A 19,556-nucleotide genomic window follows, 5' to 3' on the forward strand; every position below is an offset into this window, starting at 1 on the left:
ATTTTTTGGATAAAAAATTGTGTAAGCGCTGATACGTAACACAAAAAAGTAGTTAAACTTAAAATTTAGTTGAAGAAGGCAGAAGGTTTAATTTAGAAGGGGATTCAAACCCCTCCTAAATGGTATGAAACTTAGCTGGCGCGTCACTGACGTTAAATAATCACAACGAGAGATTTGAGATTTGGATTTTTGTTCTTAGATTTTAGAACGAACTTAAATCTCAAACGTCAAATCTACAAATCCATTTGTATAAGGCCCGGCAATGAGAGTTATTTTCAAAGGTGCATTTTATTTTTACAAAAAAATTATCTCGTTGCTACCTGCATCTGCTGACCCTTGTGTACAGATGGTAGATGCTAATTCTGCCTCACAACACAAGCACTGGTATAATAATTGGCAGGCTCGTATCCCACCTTCCTGGCTTAACCCTTTACTGATCTTGATGTGGTTGCTCATCGGCATTAGCTTACGCCTAACCAACTTGACAGCAAAGTCTCCTTGGACTGATGAGTTTTCCACCTTGGTGTTTAGCTTGGGTAATAATTTTTTATCAGTACCCCTAGATCGGGCGATCGCACCTGATATCCTATTACAACCACTGCAACCAAACCCAGTGGCTAGTATTGGTGATGTGGTTCATAACTTAGCGACACAAGATAGTCATCCACCACTGTATTTTGTGCTGGCTTACCTGTGGATGAAATTATTTCCTAGCGAAGGAGGATTAGTATCGCTATTTGCGGCGCGATCGCTACCTGCCATATTCGGCGCTGCCTCAATACCGTGTGTTTACGTATTAGGTAAAGTAGCATTTCGTTCGCGCTTGGTGGGACACTTGACTGCTGCCACGATCGCAGTATCACCCTACGCCGTATTTTTAGCACAAGAAGCACGTCATTACACTTTGGCGCTCTTATGGGTAATTGGTTCTCTCACCTGCTTAGTAATTGCTACACGTCATATTCAAAACCGCACACCTTTACCTATATGGGTAGCACTTTCCTGGGTAGGAATTAATGCTTTAGGTATTGCTACTCATTATTTCTTCACCTTCACCCTCTACACAGAAGCCGTAGTTTTGATTTCTCTTGCTTGGCTTCAATTGCAAACTAGCACCAAATTTTCTCTCCTCTTCTCTGCTTCCTGGCGGCGCATTTATGCCGTTGCCATAGGTACTTTGGTGGCGGGTTTAATTTGGATACCAATCTTGTTAGAGAATAAAAATCGTGGGATTTTGACCGAGTGGATTCGAGGTTCGCGCGTTGGACTAGATTGGTTAAGCCCAATTTTTCAAGCTTTAGGAACATTGATTGCAATGATTTCCTTGTTACCAGTTGAATCTTCACAGCTATTGGTGGTGATTCCTTCTGGAATAGTGATGCTGACTTTCTTTATTTGGGCAGTACCTATTTTGCTGCGTGGGATCAAGATTCAACTACAGCATCCAGAAAACCGAATCATGATTCAGGTGTTTATTGGAGTCGCAATCAGTGCGATCGCTTTATTCTTGATCTTTACGTACTTTTTGGGTATTGACCTAACCAGAGGTGCTAGATATAACTTTGTTTACTATCCCGCGATCGTTGTTTTACTAGGTGCAAGTCTTGCAGTTTGCTGGCATCCTCCCAAAGAATTGATGGAAAGAGAACAAGGGAAAAATGGCATACAAAGCATAGGTAAATGGGGAATAAACGGTAAAAAAGCCGTGATGTTAATTTGGCTAATGGGATTTTTTAGTGCAGTCACAGTAATCTGCAATCTCGGCTATCAAAAATATTATCGCCCTGACCTGTTTGTGCAACTAATTCAACAAATATCCCCAGTACCAGCACTGATTGCCACTACTCACAAAAGTTATATACACACTGGGGAAATGATGGGGGTAGCTAGGGAGTTGAAACTTGCCAATTCACCCCAAAATTCTTTGTTTCTCCTTGCTCATCAATATCAAGATCCAAATACTTCCACCATTGCTCTAGAAAATACTTTAAAGACGCTACCACGACCTTTTGACTTGTGGTTGGTAAACTTTCATGCCCCAGTAGCAGAAGCCGTCAAAACATGCGTAATCTCTGATACTAAATCTTTGCCAAGCGTAGACGGCTATGAATATGAACTTTATCATTGCCAATAAGCTGGGGAGTAGGGAGATGTGGTTCGACTTCGCTCACCAACCGGGGGATGAGGGAGTTAATAACTAATGCCCAATGCCCAATGCCCAATCCCCAATCCCCAATCCCCAATGCCCAATGCCCAATCCCCAATCCCCAATCCCCAATCCCAATTTAGATGCATCTTCTGGAAGTTCCTCAAATATCGATATCCATAGGAGACTAGAGAAAGAAGAACAAAATATATCTGATCCGTTTTCAAGCAGTGAAGGCTGTAACTAGTTTAAGGAGGATTTATGCGTGCAGTACTGATGGCAGGGGGTTCAGGAACGCGGCTTCGCCCGTTAACTTGCGATCTGCCCAAACCGATGGTGCCAATCCTAAATCGACCAATTGCCGAACATATTATCAATCTTCTCAAACGACATCAAATTACAGAAGTTATTGCAACACTGCATTATTTACCTGATGTCTTGCGAGACTATTTTCAAGATGGCAGCGATTTTGGCGTTCAGATGACTTATGCCGTCGAAGAAGATCAGCCTTTGGGTACAGCAGGCTGTGTGAAAAACATTGCCGAACTTCTGGATGAAACTTTTTTAGTCATTAGCGGCGATAGCATAACAGATTTTGACCTCACGGCTGCGATCGCATTTCACAAACAAAATAAGTCAAAAGCTACTTTGATTTTGACCAGAGTTCCCAACCCAATTGAATTTGGAGTGGTGATTACCGATCAGGAAGGACGAATTAGCCGATTTTTAGAAAAACCCTCTAGTAGTGAAATTTTTTCCGATACCGTCAACACTGGTACTTACATTCTCGAACCAGAAGTTTTGGAATATCTGCCAGCAAACGTTGAATGTGACTTTTCCAAAGACTTATTCCCCTTACTACTAGCAAAAGATGAGCCAATGTATGGTTACATTGCTCAAGGTTACTGGTGTGATGTCGGTCACTTAGATGCTTATCGGGAAGCTCAGTATGACGCATTAGATCGGAAGGTAAATCTCGATTGCGCCTACAAAGAAGTTTCTCATGAGTTATGGGTAGGTCAAAATACTTACATCGACCAAACGGCTGTGATTGAAACCCCGGCTGTGATTGGTGACAATTGCCGCATCGGTGCAAGAGTGCAGATTGAAGCCGGAACTGTAATTGGCGATAATGTTACCATTGGCGCTGATGCCAATCTCAAACGTCCCATAGTGTGGAATGGGGCATTTATTGGCGATGAAGCACATCTTTCTGCCTGTGTGATTTCCCGTGGCGCTCGTGTAGACCGCCGCGCCCATGTATTAGAAGCTGCGGTTGTGGGTTCGCTCTCCACGGTAGGAGAAGAAGCCCAAATTAGCCCAGGTGTGCGCGTTTGGCCGAGTAAAAAGATTGAGTCAGGGGCAGTTTTAAACATTAACTTGATTTGGGGCAACACCGCCCAACGAAATCTATTTGGGCAACGCGGTGTACAAGGATTAGCGAATATCGACATCACTCCAGAATTCGCGGTGAAATTGGGAGCCGCTTACGGTTCTACTTTAAAACCTAGTTCTAAAGTAACGGTTTCTCGTGACCAGCGTAATGTCTCTCGAATGGTGACGCGATCGCTCATTGCTGGTTTAATGTCAGTAGGTATTGATATTCAAAACCTCGATGCTACAGCTATCCCCATCGCCCGCACGGTTATACCCACAATGTCGGTAGTTGGTGGTATCCATGTGCGAGTCCACCCCGATCGCCCTGACTACATTCTGATTGAATTCATGGATGCTAAGGGCATTAATATTTCCAAAGCCTTGGAAAAGAAAATTGAAGGCGCTTACTTTAAGGAGGATATGCGGCGAGCGCTAATTCATGAAATTGGTGATGTATCTTACCCCAGCCAAGTGATGGAGCGCTATTGCACTGCTTTTGAGAAACTTTTGCATGTTCACACACTGCGTAACAGTCGGGCAAAAGTGGTGATTGACTATGTTTATGCAGTCTCAGGGGCAGTTTTACCCCAAATGTTGGATAAATTTGGTGCTGATGCAGTGGTACTGAATGCCAGTGTCAATAAAACGGCGATGTCAATCACCGATCGCGAAGGACTGCTGACTCAATTAGGTCATGTAGTGGAAGCATTGAAAGCTAACTTTGGCGTGCAAGTCTCGGCTAATGGAGAACAGCTGATTTTAGTTGATGAATCAGGCTATCCAATTCGTGGGGAAACTTTAACCGCACTGATGGTAGACATGATTTTGACGGCTAACCCCAGAGGAACAGTAGTAGTGCCGGTTCATGCTTCTAGTGCGATTGAACAAGTGGCTCGTCGTCATGATGGCAGGGTGATTCGCACCAAAGCTAACCCTACAGCTTTAATGGAAGCTTGTCAAAAAAACCCAAATGTGGTATTGGGAGGTAGTGGAGAGACTGGTTTTATTTTCCCGCAACTGCATCCAGGATTTGATTCTATGTTCTGCATTGCGAAGATCATTGAGATGTTGACTATACAGGAGCGATCGCTTGCTGCTGCGCGATCGGAATTGCCCCGTGTAATTCATAAAACTTATACAGTCCGTTGTCCGTGGACAGCCAAGGGTGCTTTGATGCGTTACTTGGTGGAAACTCACCCAGCCCAAAACTTAGAACTCATTGATGGAGTGAAAATTTGTCAACCTTATGATGATAGTTGGTTGTTAGTTTTACCAGATGCTAGCGAACCACTGGTGCATCTGTATGCAAATAGCAACGATCGCGAATGGGTGGATGAGACTGTCAGAAATTACCGTACCCGTGTTCAGAGTTTTGTAGAAAGACAACAAGAATATCAACCAGCTGAAGTTTAATTCGTAATTCGTAATTCGTAATTCGTAGTTGAATTCTTTAATTACGAACTACGAATTAGCAATTACGAATTATCTTGAGAGGGTTTACAAATTATCATTGAGAACATTCGGGTAAATCTCTACCAGCGTATTTACAATCAAAATAAATTAAAGCTTCCCTAGTAGAGGTGAATGCTCTAGTTGTAGAGTATGCCTCACTGTTTTGACTTGCTTGAGATGACCAAACTTTCAAATAGTAATGACTATTATCATCAGTAGCCCATAATTCATAACGATAATTACCTCCTGAACCCTGACTGGTTAAATAGTCAGCTAGTACTTTATTTGATGTAGACAACATGCTCAACACAGTTAAAACAGGAATTACAGCTACTTTTAGTATTTGGATTAATTTCATAAATGCACACAAAATTTACTCTCTCTAGCTTCTTTTCCCGATGTAGCTTTTGAAACCAGTAATTACCTGGAATATTGTGTGAGGATATCGTAAGGCATTTACAAGAAGTTGGTTTGTAGCGCACTCCTGATTGAGTTGGAATGAACCGCCGCCCGCTTCTCCGGTTTATTCCCTGAAGTCATTTATAAAACTTAACTTTAGTTAAATGATAAAAGCTATCAATAAGTCTGGTAGTATATCTTCAGGCTTATTGAGATAGATATTCATTAAGCTAATAATATATTTCAACAAGCAAGGCAAATAAGTATCCTTGCGTAAATTATTGCGTTCGCAAATCCATATATCAGGTGGCAATATGTCGAAAAAAATCGGTCTGTTCTATGGTACTCAAACTGGCAACACTGAATCTGATGCTGAAAAAATTCGGGATGAGTTTGGTAGTGATGTTGTAACATTACATCCCATTTACGAGGCGGATACTACCACTTTCGATGAGTATGAATTGCTGATTATTGGTTCTCCTACTTGGGATATTGGTCAACTTCAGAGCGATTGGGAAAGCTTTTATTCCGATTTGGATGAAATAGATTTTAGCGGTAAGTTAGTTGCCTATTTTGGTGATGGAGATCAATATGGCTATGCCGAGAACTTCCAGGATGCAATGGGAATTTTGGAAGAAAAAATTTCCCAGCGCGGCGGTAAAACTGTTGGCTACTGGTCAACTGAGGGTTATGACTTTGAGAATTCTAGAGCTTTGAAAAATGGCAAATTTGTTGGACTGGCACTTGATGAAGGTAGTCAATCCGATCTCACAGACGAGCGAATTAAAACTTGGGTTGCTCAGTTGAAAACAGAATTTGGTTTGTAGAGATTATTGGCCCACATTTGTGGGCCAATACTATTGATAATTTAGAAATTATAGGTAATTTATGTCTGATTCATTTGATGTTCTGTGGTTAAATGCCAGTCCTATTTTGAAGCGTTTTGATAAACCGTTACTTGATTACTTATCTGGGTATATGAGAATTGCCCAGTGGGAATACCAGCAAACCAAAGACGAAGCGAGTTCCATAGATCAAGCAGTGGAGTTGCTGGATGATTTTTTAGAATGGCGCGATCGCCCCGTGCATTTAGCGGGACATGGGATGGGTGGTGCGATCGCCTTAACCTTTGCTCGTCGATTTCCCCAAAAAGTGCGATCGCTCACCCTGCTGGCTGTAGCAGCCCAACCTGCAAACAATTGGCAAGCTCACTATTACTTTCAACGACAACTTTTTAGCATCAGCCGTGAGCTAGTTTTAGCAAGCAACGTTCGCAGTCTATTTGGAAATCAACCACCTCATACCACTAAGAAGTTAGTAGCTGCCTTAGATAAAGATTTAGAACAATCTCCCTCACAACACTCTTTGTTTAAGTTGGTTTATTTACCCAAGGGTGGAGTTTCTATGCCAATGATGGTATGTGGTAGCAAGAGCGATCCGGTAGTCAATTCAACTGTATTGCATGACTGGTTGAATTGGTTGAAGCCAGAAGATAAACTCTGGGAATGCCCACAAGGGTATCATTTTTTTCACTACTTCTATCCTCAACAGGTTGGCGAAGAGATTTTGAGTTTTTGGAAACGCCACCATTCGCATTTGCTAGAAGCATCTGCACTATCTTTTAGCACTTCTACAAATTAAGTTAAGACTAGTAAGTGTTTTCAAAGTCTTATACCGACTTGAGTTTGGTAGTGCCGCCATTTTTCCTGTTGACGCGCTCTTTTCTCTTCGGTGAGGCTATCAAAACAATAGGCACAGGAGATACCCTGCTCATATTTTGGAGACATCTTATCTTCTTCAGAAATCGGATACCCACAACAGAAGCACAACTCATAACTTCCTTCCTCCAACCCATGACTGACAGCTACCCGCTCGTCAAAGACAAAACATTCACCTTGCCATAAACTTTCTTGTGCTGGAACTTCTTCCAAATACTTGAGAATGCCGCCTTTGAGATGATAAACTTCTGCAAAACCTTGGGCAAGCATGAAAGATGAAGCCTTTTCACAGCGAATGCCACCTGTACAAAACAGGGCAACCTTTTTGTGCTTAGTTGGGTCGAGGTTGTGTAGCACATAATCGGGAAATTCTCGGAATGAGCCAGTTTGGGGATTTTCTGCCCCTTGAAAAGTACCGATATTCACCTCATAATCATTGCGGGTGTCAATCACAGTTACTTCTGGATCGCCAATCAAATCATTCCATTCTTGGGGACTGACATAAGTGCCAACTTTCTCAGTTGGGTCAATTTCAGGCAACCCCAAAGTGACAATTTCTGACTTCAACCGTACCTTCATCCGCTCAAAAGGCGGATTTTCGGTATGGGACTCTTTGTATTCTAAGTCTGCTAAACGGGGGTCAGTCCGCAGAAACCAGAGAACAGAATCAATCGCCTGACGCGAACCCGCAATTGTACCGTTAATGCCTTCTTGTGCCAACAAAATTGTTCCCTTGACACCTTGCGCTTGGCAGTAAGACAGCAGAGGATCTCGTTTCTCGGCAAAATCTGGCAGCTTGACAAATTTATACAGGGCTGCAATAATTCGAGTGTTTTCTGGTTTCATCCCTTTAGTAACAGAATAATATAAGTTACAATAGCAACGGCAAGCGAAGTTGCCTGCTATTTTAATTTTATGGGGGTTTAGCTCAGTTGGTAGAGCGCCTGCTTTGCAAGCAGGATGTCAGCGGTTCGAGTCCGCTAACCTCCATTAGATATAATTTATCTCAAGTGCGATCGCTAGGAATACCAAAATAAAACACACCTCAATCAAAATCTCTTTATCTAGTGCGGAATGAGGTTTTGGTAATTGTTAGGCAAAAAGTTAAAAGATAGGTAAGTTAGTATTGCATCCAATTGCCTTATTTTTAAGGGACTTTCAAGAAACAAATTATCCATCTTGTGGGGTGGGCATCCTGCCCGCCCTGAATATGGGATTGGTGTCCTCACCCGTCCCACAAGAAAGTTTGGGATGTTTTTTTATTTGGAAGTCCCTAAAGCCGTACTTAGTTAGAGCAATCTCTAAATAATGAAGTCAACTGTTACCTGACAGAACTTAGGTAATTTTGAGGTTCAAAATTTGCGGTTGAATTTGTTAGCAGTGACAGCAGCCTTAACTAAGTATCCCGCAACAATATTTCTGTTGTGGAGTTATAACCCACATTCCACAATTCAATCGGTAGTATTAACACTTAATTTACTGGTTACAAAAAGTGGAAAGATGGGACGATAAAGTGTTGCTACAATAAGCGTCTTAGTTGGTGTCATCCAGAGCCAGTTAATCAAAGTTTGACTTATATATACTTTTAGGGGGTTGTTTGAAAAAGCGTCCATTGGGGTTAGTGGCAATTGTTGTCTACAAATCATTTGCTGCCTCGCTGCTTATGGTTACTTCCATCGCTTTATTATTGACATTAAAAAATTATCAAACTCTAGAGGTTTTCTCAGAAAATTATGTTTTAGAAGGTAAATCGATAATTATTGATTGGATTTTAAATAAAGTTATCAACTTAAATCCTAGAACTTTGGCATTTAGCGGTATTGGAGCAGGAATTTATGCTATTGTTACTACTATTGAAGCTATTGGTTTATGGTACGAGAAGAGTTGGGCCCATGTCTTAGTATTGGGACTTGTCGGTATCAGTATTCCACCAGAAGTTTATGAATTAATTCGGGGAATATCTCTTATAAAAATATTTATCTTCTTATTGAATCTAGCGGTATTTTCATATCTATTCCGAACTTTTCCTAAACATGCAAAGTAATTTTTTATTCGATACTTAGGATCTATCTTTTAAGAGTTTCTTAGTGCTAAGTCTTGAGTAAAAAGTAGTACTTATGAATCTTTCCACTCAGTACGTTGTACAATCGCTAAAAATACAATCTGGAGAGCGACTTGCCTAGATCGATTCAGTCTACTCAACCACCACTGAAATTTATTACTCAACGGTTTAACCCGTTGGTACTCCAGATTGTTCGGTGGTTACTACCGATCGCACTACGGTTTCGCACTCGCCCTTGGCTAACGGCAGGGATTGTCGGTATTGAAGCCCAGAATGTTGAGGTATTAGCTGAACTTTATCAACAATTCCAAGCTGGGAAAATTCGCTTTTTGTTAGCATTCCGTCACCCAGAGGTGGAAGATCCTCTGTGTATGCTGTATTTGCTTTCCCGCATTGTGCCACGGGTTGCCCGTCAGGAAGGTATTGGACTGCAATCCCTTGTTCACAGTTATTTTCTCTATGACCGGGGGATGACGGTTTGGGCTGGAAATTGGCTAGGTTGGTTATTTTCACGGGTGGGAGGTGTGCCGGTTCATCGCGGTAGGCGACTAGATCGGCAAGCGATTCAAACTGCACGGGAGTTGTTTACTAATGGCGAACTACCGATCGCAGTAGCACCAGAAGGCGGTACTAATGGTCATAGTGGTATTGTTAGCCCACTGGAACCAGGCGTTGCTCAAATGGGGTTCTGGTGTGTAGAAGATTTACAAAAAGCCAATCGCACTGAAACTGTGATTATTGTGCCGATCGCTATCCAGTATCGCTACGTTGAGCCACCTTGGTCTAAACTGGATTGGCTCTTAAGTAAGTTAGAAGCTGATAGCGGCTTGGCAGTTAAGGAAATTGATCGGGGCACTTGTGAAGAGATTTACTATCAACGCCTCTATAGGTTGGCTGAATATCTCGTTACTGAGATGGAAGAATTTTATCGCCGCTTCTATCATCAAGACATCCCAAAAACCATCTCAACTGATGAATCTGCTAGTCCAAATCAGATATTAATTGACCGACTTCATCGCTTGCTGGATAAGGCTTTACAAGTTACCGAGCAATATTTTGGAGTTCAGGCACAGGGTAATTTTATTGACCGTTGTCGCCGCTTGGAAGAGGCTGGCTGGAATTACATTTACCGCGAAGATTTGCCAGATATCAATGCTTTACCACCCTTTAAACGCGGTTTGGCAGACTGGGTTGCCGAGGAAGCAGACTTGCGGATGCGGCACATGCGGATAGTGGAAAGTTTTGTTGCAGTCACAGCTACTTATATTCAAGAAAAACCGACAGCAGAACGGTTTGCAGAAACAGCCTTACTTGTATTCGATATGCTTTCTCGAATTCAAAATACAACCCTTCCAGGGCGACCTCGCTTAGGTTTGCGACAAGCACACATCACTGTGGGAGAGCCAATTTCGGTTACTGAACGCTTTCGCAATTCTCAGGGCGATCGCTATGCAGCTAGACAAGGTGTAAGCGATTTGACAAAAGATTTGCAAATTGCTTTAGAGAAGATGATTAACTAGGTGTAAATACAGCAGATTTCAATAATCATTTTTTAATAGGAAATAGACCCGCGCAGTAGGGGCAATTCCAATACGGTTCGGTTAATATCCCCCCAACCCCCCTTAAAAAGCTACCGTGTATACATAAGTGACTTATTTTGCTCAAAGCGCTCCCAGACCTAACCCCCAGCCCCTTCCCTGCGAGGGAAGGGGAGTAAGATTCAAAGCCCCTCTCCGCGTCGGAGAGGGGTTTGGGGAGAGGTCTGCTGACTTGTGTATACACGGTAGCCTTAAAAAGGGGGGCTTTTAACCCTCTTTTACCCCCTTTTTAAGGGGGTCGCCGCAGGCGGGGGGATCTTAACCTAACCGTATTGGGGGCAATTCATGAATTGCCCCTACCTGATAGTTAGGATTTTAGCTAAAGTTTTGCGTAAGTCTTAATAGAAAGATACTCTTACGTAAAGAAACATGATGCAACTTGATTGATGATTAGTTCGTGTTCAGAAGAGGATTGAAATTCCTCTTGAACATAAGCAACGGAATTAAGAGATTTAATCGAGGTCTTAAGGGATTTCCAAATAAAAAACATCCCAAATTATCTTGTGGGATGGGCATTTTGCCCGTCCCAGATTTAAGGCGCTCATGTTGCTCACCCCACAAGATGGATAATTTATTTCTTGTCAGTCCCTAAACCTATTGTGAACTGATTGGTTCTTAGACAACTCTTCACCCGATTGGGTGAATGCGATCGCTGCATCCAGAACTACTCTGAAAGTAGAGGAGCTTTTTCTACTGTTAGTGATAACGCCAACAGCCAAAAAAGTCTCATAATGGCTATGATTGCCTTGAATATTATGTCAATTGCTGATATATCAAAGGTTCAAAGAGTGGATGAAATTGTAAAATCACCGCAGAAACAAGATTTCCAACCAGAGAATATCACTCTATTGGAAACAATTGCTGCCAATTTACCGGGGATGATTTTCCAAATTCTGCAACGGCAGGATGGCTCTGTGTTTATCCCTTATGTTAGTTCTGGTTGTGAATATTTGTATGAATTAAAACCAGAAGCTGTACAGGCAGACTTTCAGGTGCTATACAAACAGATTCATCCACAGGATATAAAAGCTTTTACAGAATCTATTACTCTTTGTAGTACTACTTTTAAACCTTGGCATTGGGAAGGTCGCATTATTACGCCTAGTGGCAAACTGAAGTGGATTCAAGGTACTTCGCAACCCGAATTACAAGAAGCAGGCGATTTTCTTTGGAATGGCTTGGTCATGGATATTACAGACCGAAAACAAGCCGAAGAAAAATTGCAAGAGAGTGAGGCTCGGTATAAAGCAATTTTGGATGCTATTCCCGATTTGATGTTTCGCATTAGTCGTGATGCCGAGTATCTAGATTTGAAAAGTGAGGGAGCAAATGTCACTCTTTCGAGAGAAGAAATAGTTGGAAAACGTGTCCAAGAGTTATTGCCTAGTGATGTTGCAGCCATTAGCCTGGAAGCGATCGCTAAAACTTTAGATTCTGGAACTTTGCAAACTTGCGAATATCAACTACCAACGCCTTTGGGAGTCAGAGATTATGAAGCGCGGTTGGTAGTGAGTGGTGAAGATGAGGTACTAGCAATTGTCCGAGACATCACAGAACGCAAACAAGCAGAAGTCAGTTTACAAAATCTTGCTCAAAAATTTGCGAAAGCTTTTAGTTGCAGTCCCGATTCCATTACCATTAGTACGCTCCAAGAAGGACGCTTCATCGAAGTTAACGACAGTTTTGTCAAACTCTCAGGTTATGAGCGAGATGAGGCGATTGGTAAAACTTCTTTTGAATTAAATCTTTGGGTACACGATCGCGATCGCCTAAATTTGTTACAGGAGTTGCAAAGCACAGGAGTTGTTCGCAATTTGGAATTTGAATTTCGGCAAAAGTCTGGCAAGATAATTACAACGCTGCTTTCAGCCGAAATCATTGATTTAGATAATATCCCTTCGATCCTAGCAGTCCATCATGACATTACAGAACGCAAGCAAGTAGAAGCGCAATTCCGTCTATCAGCACAACGCGATCGCTTGTTGGCAGAAACCCTAGTGCGAATTCGGTCTTCCCTTAACCTAGAAGAAATTCTGCAAACCACCGTAACGGAAGTTAGGCAATTTCTGCAAGCAGATAGAGTTTTCATTGCTTTAAATAATGCCAAGTTAGGAGTCAGAACCCTTGCCGAATCAGTAGATCCCAAGTATCCATCAGTCTTAGGTTGGTCTACTAATGATGAAGCTTATTTACAAGAATTGAGAAACTTACTAAAAGATAATCTGGTGCGTGTCGTTGAAGACATTACACAAATAGCAGTGTCTCCCAAAGTTAAAGCACACTATCAAAAATTCCAAACGAAGGCTAGCTTGGCAGTGCCACTGATGGTAGGCAATGAATTATTTGGTGCGTTAATTGCCAATCAATGCTCAGGTTCGCGTCATTGGCAGCCAATAGAAATTGATTTGTTACAACAGATGTCAGAACAAGTTGCGATCGCCATTCAGCAAAGCCAAATATACCAAAAACTCGCAGAACTTAACACTAATTTAGAACAACAAGTAGAAGAACGTACAGCCCAATTGCAGCAGAAAATCCAAGAAGTTGAAAAATTGGATCGGGTAAAAGATGTTGTTTTGCATACAGTTGCCCACGATTTACGAACTTCGGTGATGGGTAACTTAATGGTGTTAAAGAATTTGTTAAATCAGGGAGTGGGGAGTGGGGAGTGGGGAGCAGGGAGCAGGGAGCAGGGGAGCAGGGGAGCAGGGGAGCAAAGGAGCAGGGGGGAAATTAGAGCAAGTCTTTCCCCTCTGCCCCCAATCCCCTCTGCCCCTCTGCCTCTTTCCCATGCCCAATCCCCAATTCCAGTATCTCGCTCAATAATCGAGCGGATGATTCAAGGGAACGATCGCCAACTAGCGATGATTAACTCATTGCTAGAAATTAATTCTTGCGAACAACAGGGTATTGACATCAAACATGAACCTGTGCAACTTAGCACCCTGCTGGGAGGAACAGTCACCCACTTGGAACCGATGTTGACACAAAATCAAGCGACTCTGAAGAACTTGGTTCCCGCAGATTTACCGTTAGTAATGGCAGATGGAACTCTGTTGGAAAAAGTTGTGGTAACTTTAATCACACATAGCTTGCTAAATAATCCACCAGGATTAAATTTTATTCTTAGTGCCAGCATTGAGGAGGGAATGATTCGCACTCAGATTCAAGATGATGGTGTAGTAATGAGTAAACTAGAGTGCGATCGCCTTTTCGATCTCCATGTCCGCGATCCCCAAGATTGTTGTTCCACCAGCATTGGCTTAAAAATGTATCTTTGTCGGAAAGTTATTAAGGCACATGGCGGCAAAATCGGTGTTATTAGTAACCGCAAGCGCGGGTTAACTTTCTGGTTTACATTACCTCTCTTCACTTCATTCGCAATAAATCGCCCATAAATCACCAAAAAATGAGAGGGTGTTATTTATAGCAATATAAAACCTCTTGCAAAAGTGCTTTTTGCACTCTTGTGGGAAAAGGTTAAAGGGTAAGAGTGAAATACAAAACCTTTACCCTTTCCCCCTTCCCCTTTTCCCTACTTTTGCAAGAAGTCTATTGAGTAAAGGAAACACCCTCGACGGTATGGGCAAAGTTGCTTGGATGCTAATAGCTACTCCATTTACAACAGTGCAAAGCTGGTGGAGAAAAACCTTTTCTGCACCAACAACAGATGAAACCACTACTCTTTACAGAGCTTGGCGTAACCGTTTTTTGTGGCAGAGATTGCGTTTATGGTTATGGCTGGCGCTGATTTGTTTGTTGTCTTTTACTTTGCGAGACATTTACGGCTTTTTTTTCGCTTTAAAAGAGTTGGAAAGTCTGCCAGAAATACTTAGAACTCAACGCCTTGTAATCAATATTGCAATGCTCCTGAGTATACTAATCTGCTTTGCATTACATAAAACTAAATTAGGTCGTAATCGTCCAGATTTATTATTTTTGGGGTCTTCTTGGGCAATTAGTCTAGCATCACAGATGTTTGCCACCCTGAGAGGTTTTGCACTACCCGATCCCATCGGTTGGTCACTGCTGTTCTTGAGCCAAGCTATATTAATGCCAGTCTGCTGGATTGTTCACTTGCTGTCTCAAGTGGGTGTGCTAGTTTACTATTTTGGTGTAAATACGTTACTTGGGCTAAAGACACCAGTCCCTGAACACCCAGAAATATATAGTGTGACATTTCTTTTATATATTTTTTGGTTTTGTGCTATATGTGACATTGGTGTTTATCTATACGATCGCCTGCAACGTTCTGAGTTTTACGCCCGTCAAGAACTGGAATTTGCCTACCAAAAACTCAAGGTTGCAGAAACTAAATATCGCAGTATTTTTGAAAACGCCGTTGAAGGAATTTTTCAAAGCAGTCCCGATGGACGTTACATTACGGCAAACCCTGCTTTAGCAAGTATTTATGGCTACTCATTAGCGGAGGAGGTGACAGCAAATTCCACTGATATTCAACAATTGTATGTTGATCCGAATCGCCGCGCCGAATTTGTGCGGCTGATGGAAAAGTATGGCAGCATTTCCGAGTTTGAATCCCAAATTTATCGCCAAGATGGGAGTATTGTCTGGATTTCAGAAAAAGCCTACGCAGTGCGTGACGAAAAGGGAAAACTGCTTTATTACGAAGGTTTGATTGAAGACATTACCCAGCGCAAACAAACTGAAGAAGAACTACGAGTATTTTTCCATGCAGTTTCCCACGACTTACGTAACCCAGTGCTGGGTACTGTAATGGTGCTGAGAAACTTGCTTGCCCGTCCAGAGGAAAATATTTCGATTTCCCGCTCAATTTTAGAGCGGATGATTCAAAGTAGCGATCGCCAACTAAACTTAATTAATTCGTTGATGGAAGCTCATATCAGCGAAATGCAAGGTGTCGTTTTGCAACGTCAGCCTGTAAAATTACTGACAATTGTGGAAGCTGCGATCGTCGATTTGGAACCATTGCTAGAGCAAAATCAAGCCAAGCTGACCAATCTGGTATCCGCAGATTTGCCATTAGTGAATGCAGATCCCACTCAACTATGGCGAGTTTTTTCTAACTTAATTGTCAATGCTCTCAAACACAATCCCCCTGGATTGCTATTGACAATTAACGCTATCCGTGAAGGTGAGATGATTTATTGTACTGTTAGTGATAACGGCGTGGGCATTAGTCAACAACAAAGCGATCGGCTTTTTGACCTTTACTTTCGCGGTGCAAGTATCCGCAATTCTGTAAGTTTGGGATTGGGCTTATATTTATGTAAGCAAATCATCAATGCTCATGGCGGCGAAATTGGCATGAACAGTGCATTAGATGCAGGGGCAACTTTCTGGTTTACATTACCTATTAGCTAGCACCTAATGCCTGCAAAGTTGCTAATTGAGCTTCTGTTAACCCTTGAATTTCTTCCAGCTTCATACCTTCATAAGGACGAGGCGCTCTCCAAGTTTGCTCATATTTACCAGTTTGCAAATCCCAGATTTTGATGTTCCATAATTACGGGTTGTTGCGTTAACCCATCAGTATTTGCTGACCATCTATTGCTGAGAGTCCTGATAGAGAGAGCGATCGCACAGAATTATCTATGTTGCGTATAAAACTAGAAAGCATAGTTTTAGAAAAAGTTGCGGCTCGACTCAAGTGTTTTGAGGATGACCTTCGTGAAGGAATAAATGACTTTAAAAAATCAATTGACTCTGTTAACAAGACTGTAGATATTTTAACCATAGTAAAAAATGTTACTGGGATTATTGCAAAAATTCTCGTAATTCTCTAATTATTTTTACCCCATATTGTATCGGGATAATATGGGGTAAATTCTTTCTCGATAAGTTGATATTGGAACTTATCTGTTTTCTCAAGTTATTAGCAACAATCGACAAAGTTGAAAATAAATAATTATAACTTCCAGCTAACTAAGTAACATTTTATAGTATGGTGAGTTGAAGATTAAATTTTAGAAGGATACTACTAATGGAAACAGCGATCAATATACTAATAAGCATTATTGCATTAATACATATTGCTTTTCTAGTTGTACAGATGTTTTTCTGGAATACAAAATTTGTTCAAGAAAAAATAGTTAGAGATTTCACTCCAGAGCAAATTTCTACAATTCTTGCTCACAATCAAGGTTTATACAACGGATTTATTGCTGCTGGCTTAATCTGGGGATTATTTATCTTACAATTTCCACAAATTGAGCCTTCATCGATTGTAGTTTTCTTTTTAATTTGTGTGGCGATCGCAGGTATTTTTGGTAGCATTACTTTGAAACGCCCAACAGCATTTTTAATCCAATCAATACCTGCAATATTGGCTTTATTCTTGCTGTGGTATCCTCATTTTTAAAAGATATTATGGGACTCCTATTTGAGTCTTAAAATACACGTAAAGTTGGCTTTACCTACCATGTCGAGGTTTTGGTGTGCAGAGCCAATCCTACATTCCTGTATGTTAATAAATAGAAAAAGTGTGAGTTAGTTTATAACTTATACTTGGTTTTACTTGAAGTTAAAGCGCACGTATTACCAAAATTAATAGGTTAATTTTCATAATGCAAGAAATACCAGAAGAAAATGATATCGAATCTAAACCTATACAACCTAGTCATTCAGGAAAAAATAAACCGATAGAACAACCAAATCCCGGTAAAAGTGGCGATGTAATTTCATCATCGCCTAACAAAGTAGCAACTAAAACCAACTGTGCTTTTTCTCGCCGATAAACTTCAACTTGTTTTGTAAAGCGATCGACAATCCAATACTCATGCACACCTTGCACTGAATAAAGTTTCAATTTTGCTTCCTTGTCTCGAAGTTCGTTTTGTTTACCAGGCGATAAAACCTCTACTACTAACTCTGGTGCGCCTGTTAAATGTCCCGCTTTATCTTCAATTTGTGCCAGTCGTTCTCGACTTACCCAAACGACATCAGGTATAACGCTATCTGCTTGCGAAAAAATCACTCCTGGAGCCACAATTGTTTCCCCTAAACCACTCGAATCTGACCAAGCATCGAGTTGTCGAGCAATTTTTACACAAACTTGTTGATGACGGCGGTGAGGAGTGCGAGTCACAAAAAGTTCTCCATTAATAATTTCATAGCGCGTCCACTCATTTTCGGGTAGAACCTCTAAATCGTGAATTGTCCAGCGTACTCCCTCAATGGCTTGGTTCATGATTGTCCCCTTTTGGCTAGTTGCCTTTGTTTAATTTTATCTTTTCTTTGAGCAAGACAAATATAGGGTTTAAAATAATTCGTAATTCGTAATTCGTAATTCGTAATTCGTAATAGAGCCTCCGGCACGCTCCGCGTTAAGCGTTCGCGTAGCGTCTCGAAGAGAAGCTATGCCGCAGGCTTTACGTAATTCGTAATTCAAGATTGTTACATCAGGGAATTAAAATAATTTGTAATTAGTTAAATTAGAACCATAATAATTAAAAGCGGAAGTTTAGGCGAAATTCTGTATGCTGACATTTACCCAACTTAAACCACCTAATTGCGATGTAGCAGTCACTTTTACTCTGGCGCTGACAGCAGAAGAACGTACCCGCAGCCGTCATCGCTTTGAAACAGAAGATGGTAAAGTTGTGTTTTTACATTTACCCAGAGGAACTGTTTTACACGATGGCGATATCCTACTAGAAGAAACCCATAATAGTTTAATCAGAATTACTGCCAAACCAGAACTAGTGCTGACTGCCTTTGCCCAAACACCACTTTTATTATTACGCGCAGCATATCATTTGGGAAATCGCCATGTCCCTGTAGAAATTACTCCAACTTATTTACGATTGTCCTCAGATTCAGTTTTACGTGCAATGTTGGAACAATTGGGGTTAGAAGTTAAAGAAGAAATTTTACCGTTTCAGCCAGAATTAGGAGCTTATGGACAACAGCATCATGCTCACTGATAGCCATCTTTTGAGTATTTTGCAGTTAGCTAGCTCCGCTTTACCTGTGGGAGCATATAGTTATTCTGAAGGCTTAGAAATGCTGGTAGAAAATGGTACGATCGCTAACCAGACAAATCTCAAAGATTGGTTAAAAGCAGAGTTGCTATATGGGGCAATTCGGTTAGAGGCGGCGGTGATGGTACGATCGCAGCAAGCTGCAAGAATAGGTGATGTAGAGTCCCTCTGCCGTTGGAATCTGTGGTTATCTGCTGCAAGGGAAACAGAAGAATTACGCGCCTCTAGTTGGCAGATGGGGCGATCGCTGATCCAATTACTTGGTAAACTAGAACCGCAGATTATACCGATTGCCAATATTGTGGGTAATCCTTGCAATTACGCGATCGCTTTTGGTATTGCCGTTGCCCATTGGCAAATTAGCATCAAAGCAGCATTACTCGGATATCTGCATAGTTGGGCAAGTAATTTGATTACTGCTGGCGTGAAACTTATCCCCCTTGGACAAACCGCAGGACAGCAGTTATTGCTAGATTTGCAACCATTATTTAGCACTGCGGCGTTAGAAATTCTAGCCTTGCAGGATGATGAACTCGCCTGTTGTAGTTGGGGTTTGTCGCTAGCGAGTATGCAGCATGAAACACAGTATACAAGGTTGTTTAGAAGTTAGGGCAGAAGAATTTTAGATTTTAGATTTTGGATTTTGGATTGAACAATCTAAAATCTACAATCTACGGGAGCATCCCAAATGTGCAAAAACCTTGATAGCCCTCATCCCCTAACCCCTTCTCCCATCTTTGGGAGAAGGGGAACTAGGTTATGTCTCCCCTCTCCCAAAGATGGGAGAGGGGCTGGGGGTGAGGGAAAAGATTTAAGCTTGCATTGGGATGCTCCCCAATC

At 41.6% G+C, this 19,556-nt stretch carries 17 protein-coding genes and 1 tRNA gene; 13 read left to right on the forward strand and 5 right to left on the reverse strand.

Annotated features, from left to right (window positions below; all coding sequences use genetic code 11):
• The first annotated feature begins 262 nt into the window (after nt 1–262).
• The 3 genes from HWQ36_RS31300 (at nt 263) to HWQ36_RS31310 (ending at nt 4,936) form a co-directional block, all read left to right on the forward strand.
• Complete coding sequence (locus tag HWQ36_RS31300; RefSeq protein ID WP_292710076.1) at nt 263–2,134, forward strand: glycosyltransferase; 1,872 nt, start codon at nt 263–265, stop codon at nt 2,132–2,134.
• A gap of 73 nt (nt 2,135–2,207) precedes the next feature.
• Nucleotides 2,208–2,393 carry a hypothetical protein gene (locus HWQ36_RS31305; protein WP_292710078.1) on the forward strand — a complete coding sequence of 62 codons (186 nt, stop codon included), beginning with the start codon at nt 2,208–2,210 and terminating at the stop codon, nt 2,391–2,393.
• A 14-nt stretch (nt 2,394–2,407) separates the two neighbouring features.
• The gene (locus HWQ36_RS31310; protein ID WP_292710081.1) at nt 2,408–4,936 is read left to right on the forward strand and encodes a mannose-1-phosphate guanyltransferase; all 2,529 of its coding nucleotides are present in this window, start codon (nt 2,408–2,410) and stop codon (nt 4,934–4,936) included.
• 94 nt (nt 4,937–5,030) lie between these two features.
• On the opposite strand, the gene HWQ36_RS31315 is transcribed toward HWQ36_RS31310, so the two are convergent.
• Nucleotides 5,031–5,276, reverse strand: coding sequence for a hypothetical protein (locus HWQ36_RS31315; RefSeq protein WP_292710083.1), 246 nt, complete (start codon nt 5,274–5,276; stop codon nt 5,031–5,033).
• A gap of 412 nt (nt 5,277–5,688) precedes the next feature.
• On the opposite strand from HWQ36_RS31315, the gene fldA reads away from it, so the two are divergent.
• Entirely contained in the window at nt 5,689–6,201 is a 513-nt protein-coding gene (fldA, locus tag HWQ36_RS31320) for a flavodoxin FldA (RefSeq protein WP_292710085.1), read from the forward strand.
• A gap of 61 nt (nt 6,202–6,262) precedes the next feature.
• Nucleotides 6,263–7,015 carry an alpha/beta fold hydrolase gene (locus HWQ36_RS31325; RefSeq protein ID WP_292710087.1) on the forward strand — a complete coding sequence of 251 codons (753 nt, stop codon included), beginning with the start codon at nt 6,263–6,265 and terminating at the stop codon, nt 7,013–7,015.
• A 20-nt stretch (nt 7,016–7,035) separates the two neighbouring features.
• Here the strand turns inward: HWQ36_RS31325 and HWQ36_RS31330 are convergent, their stop codons facing one another.
• Entirely contained in the window at nt 7,036–7,938 is a 903-nt protein-coding gene (locus HWQ36_RS31330; RefSeq protein ID WP_292710089.1) for a rhodanese-related sulfurtransferase, read from the reverse strand.
• Nucleotides 7,939–8,009: 71 nt separating this feature from the next.
• On the opposite strand from HWQ36_RS31330, the gene HWQ36_RS31335 reads away from it, so the two are divergent.
• The 5 genes from HWQ36_RS31335 (at nt 8,010) to HWQ36_RS31355 (ending at nt 16,098) form a co-directional block, all read left to right on the forward strand.
• Nucleotides 8,010–8,082, forward strand: a tRNA-Ala gene (locus HWQ36_RS31335).
• A 607-nt stretch (nt 8,083–8,689) separates the two neighbouring features.
• Nucleotides 8,690–9,136: a DUF2127 domain-containing protein gene (locus HWQ36_RS31340; protein ID WP_292710091.1), complete on the forward strand. Its 447-nt coding sequence runs from the start codon at nt 8,690–8,692 to the stop codon at nt 9,134–9,136.
• A gap of 131 nt (nt 9,137–9,267) precedes the next feature.
• Entirely contained in the window at nt 9,268–10,674 is a 1,407-nt protein-coding gene (locus HWQ36_RS31345; protein WP_292710093.1) for a 1-acyl-sn-glycerol-3-phosphate acyltransferase, read from the forward strand.
• An 809-nt stretch (nt 10,675–11,483) separates the two neighbouring features.
• Nucleotides 11,484–14,150, forward strand: a complete 2,667-nt coding sequence (locus HWQ36_RS31350; RefSeq protein WP_292710166.1) for a PAS domain S-box protein — start codon at nt 11,484–11,486, stop codon at nt 14,148–14,150.
• 184 nt (nt 14,151–14,334) lie between these two features.
• Entirely contained in the window at nt 14,335–16,098 is a 1,764-nt protein-coding gene (locus tag HWQ36_RS31355; RefSeq protein WP_292710168.1) for an ATP-binding protein, read from the forward strand.
• On the opposite strand, the gene HWQ36_RS31360 is transcribed toward HWQ36_RS31355, so the two are convergent.
• Nucleotides 16,091–16,216 (reverse strand): hypothetical protein, encoded by a 126-nt coding sequence (locus HWQ36_RS31360; RefSeq protein WP_292710095.1) that lies wholly within the window; start codon nt 16,214–16,216, stop codon nt 16,091–16,093. The two genes, HWQ36_RS31355 and HWQ36_RS31360, sit on opposite strands and share 8 nt — an antisense overlap.
• Nucleotides 16,217–16,255: 39 nt before the next feature.
• Nucleotides 16,256–16,471 (reverse strand): hypothetical protein, encoded by a 216-nt coding sequence (locus HWQ36_RS31365; protein WP_292710097.1) that lies wholly within the window; start codon nt 16,469–16,471, stop codon nt 16,256–16,258.
• A 246-nt stretch (nt 16,472–16,717) separates the two neighbouring features.
• Here HWQ36_RS31365 and HWQ36_RS31370 point away from each other — a divergent pair, with 246 nt between their 5' ends.
• Nucleotides 16,718–17,095 (forward strand): DUF1304 domain-containing protein, encoded by a 378-nt coding sequence (locus HWQ36_RS31370; RefSeq protein ID WP_292710099.1) that lies wholly within the window; start codon nt 16,718–16,720, stop codon nt 17,093–17,095.
• Nucleotides 17,096–17,353: 258 nt separating this feature from the next.
• Here the strand turns inward: HWQ36_RS31370 and HWQ36_RS31375 are convergent, their stop codons facing one another.
• Nucleotides 17,354–17,923, reverse strand: coding sequence for a Uma2 family endonuclease (locus tag HWQ36_RS31375; protein ID WP_292710101.1), 570 nt, complete (start codon nt 17,921–17,923; stop codon nt 17,354–17,356).
• Nucleotides 17,924–18,212: 289 nt separating this feature from the next.
• Between HWQ36_RS31375 and ureE the strand changes: the two genes are divergently transcribed.
• Both ureE and HWQ36_RS31385 read left to right on the forward strand, forming a co-directional pair.
• Entirely contained in the window at nt 18,213–18,659 is a 447-nt protein-coding gene (gene ureE / locus HWQ36_RS31380; protein WP_292710103.1) for an urease accessory protein UreE, read from the forward strand.
• Nucleotides 18,634–19,326, forward strand: coding sequence for an urease accessory protein UreF (locus HWQ36_RS31385; RefSeq protein WP_292710105.1), 693 nt, complete (start codon nt 18,634–18,636; stop codon nt 19,324–19,326). Before ureE ends, HWQ36_RS31385 begins: the two co-directional genes overlap by 26 nt.
• Nucleotides 19,327–19,556: the final 230 nt, after the last annotated feature.

The sequence above is a fragment of the Nostoc sp. NMS2 genome (assembly GCF_017115105.1).
Taxonomy (GTDB): Bacteria; Cyanobacteriota; Cyanobacteriia; order Cyanobacteriales; family Nostocaceae; genus Nostoc.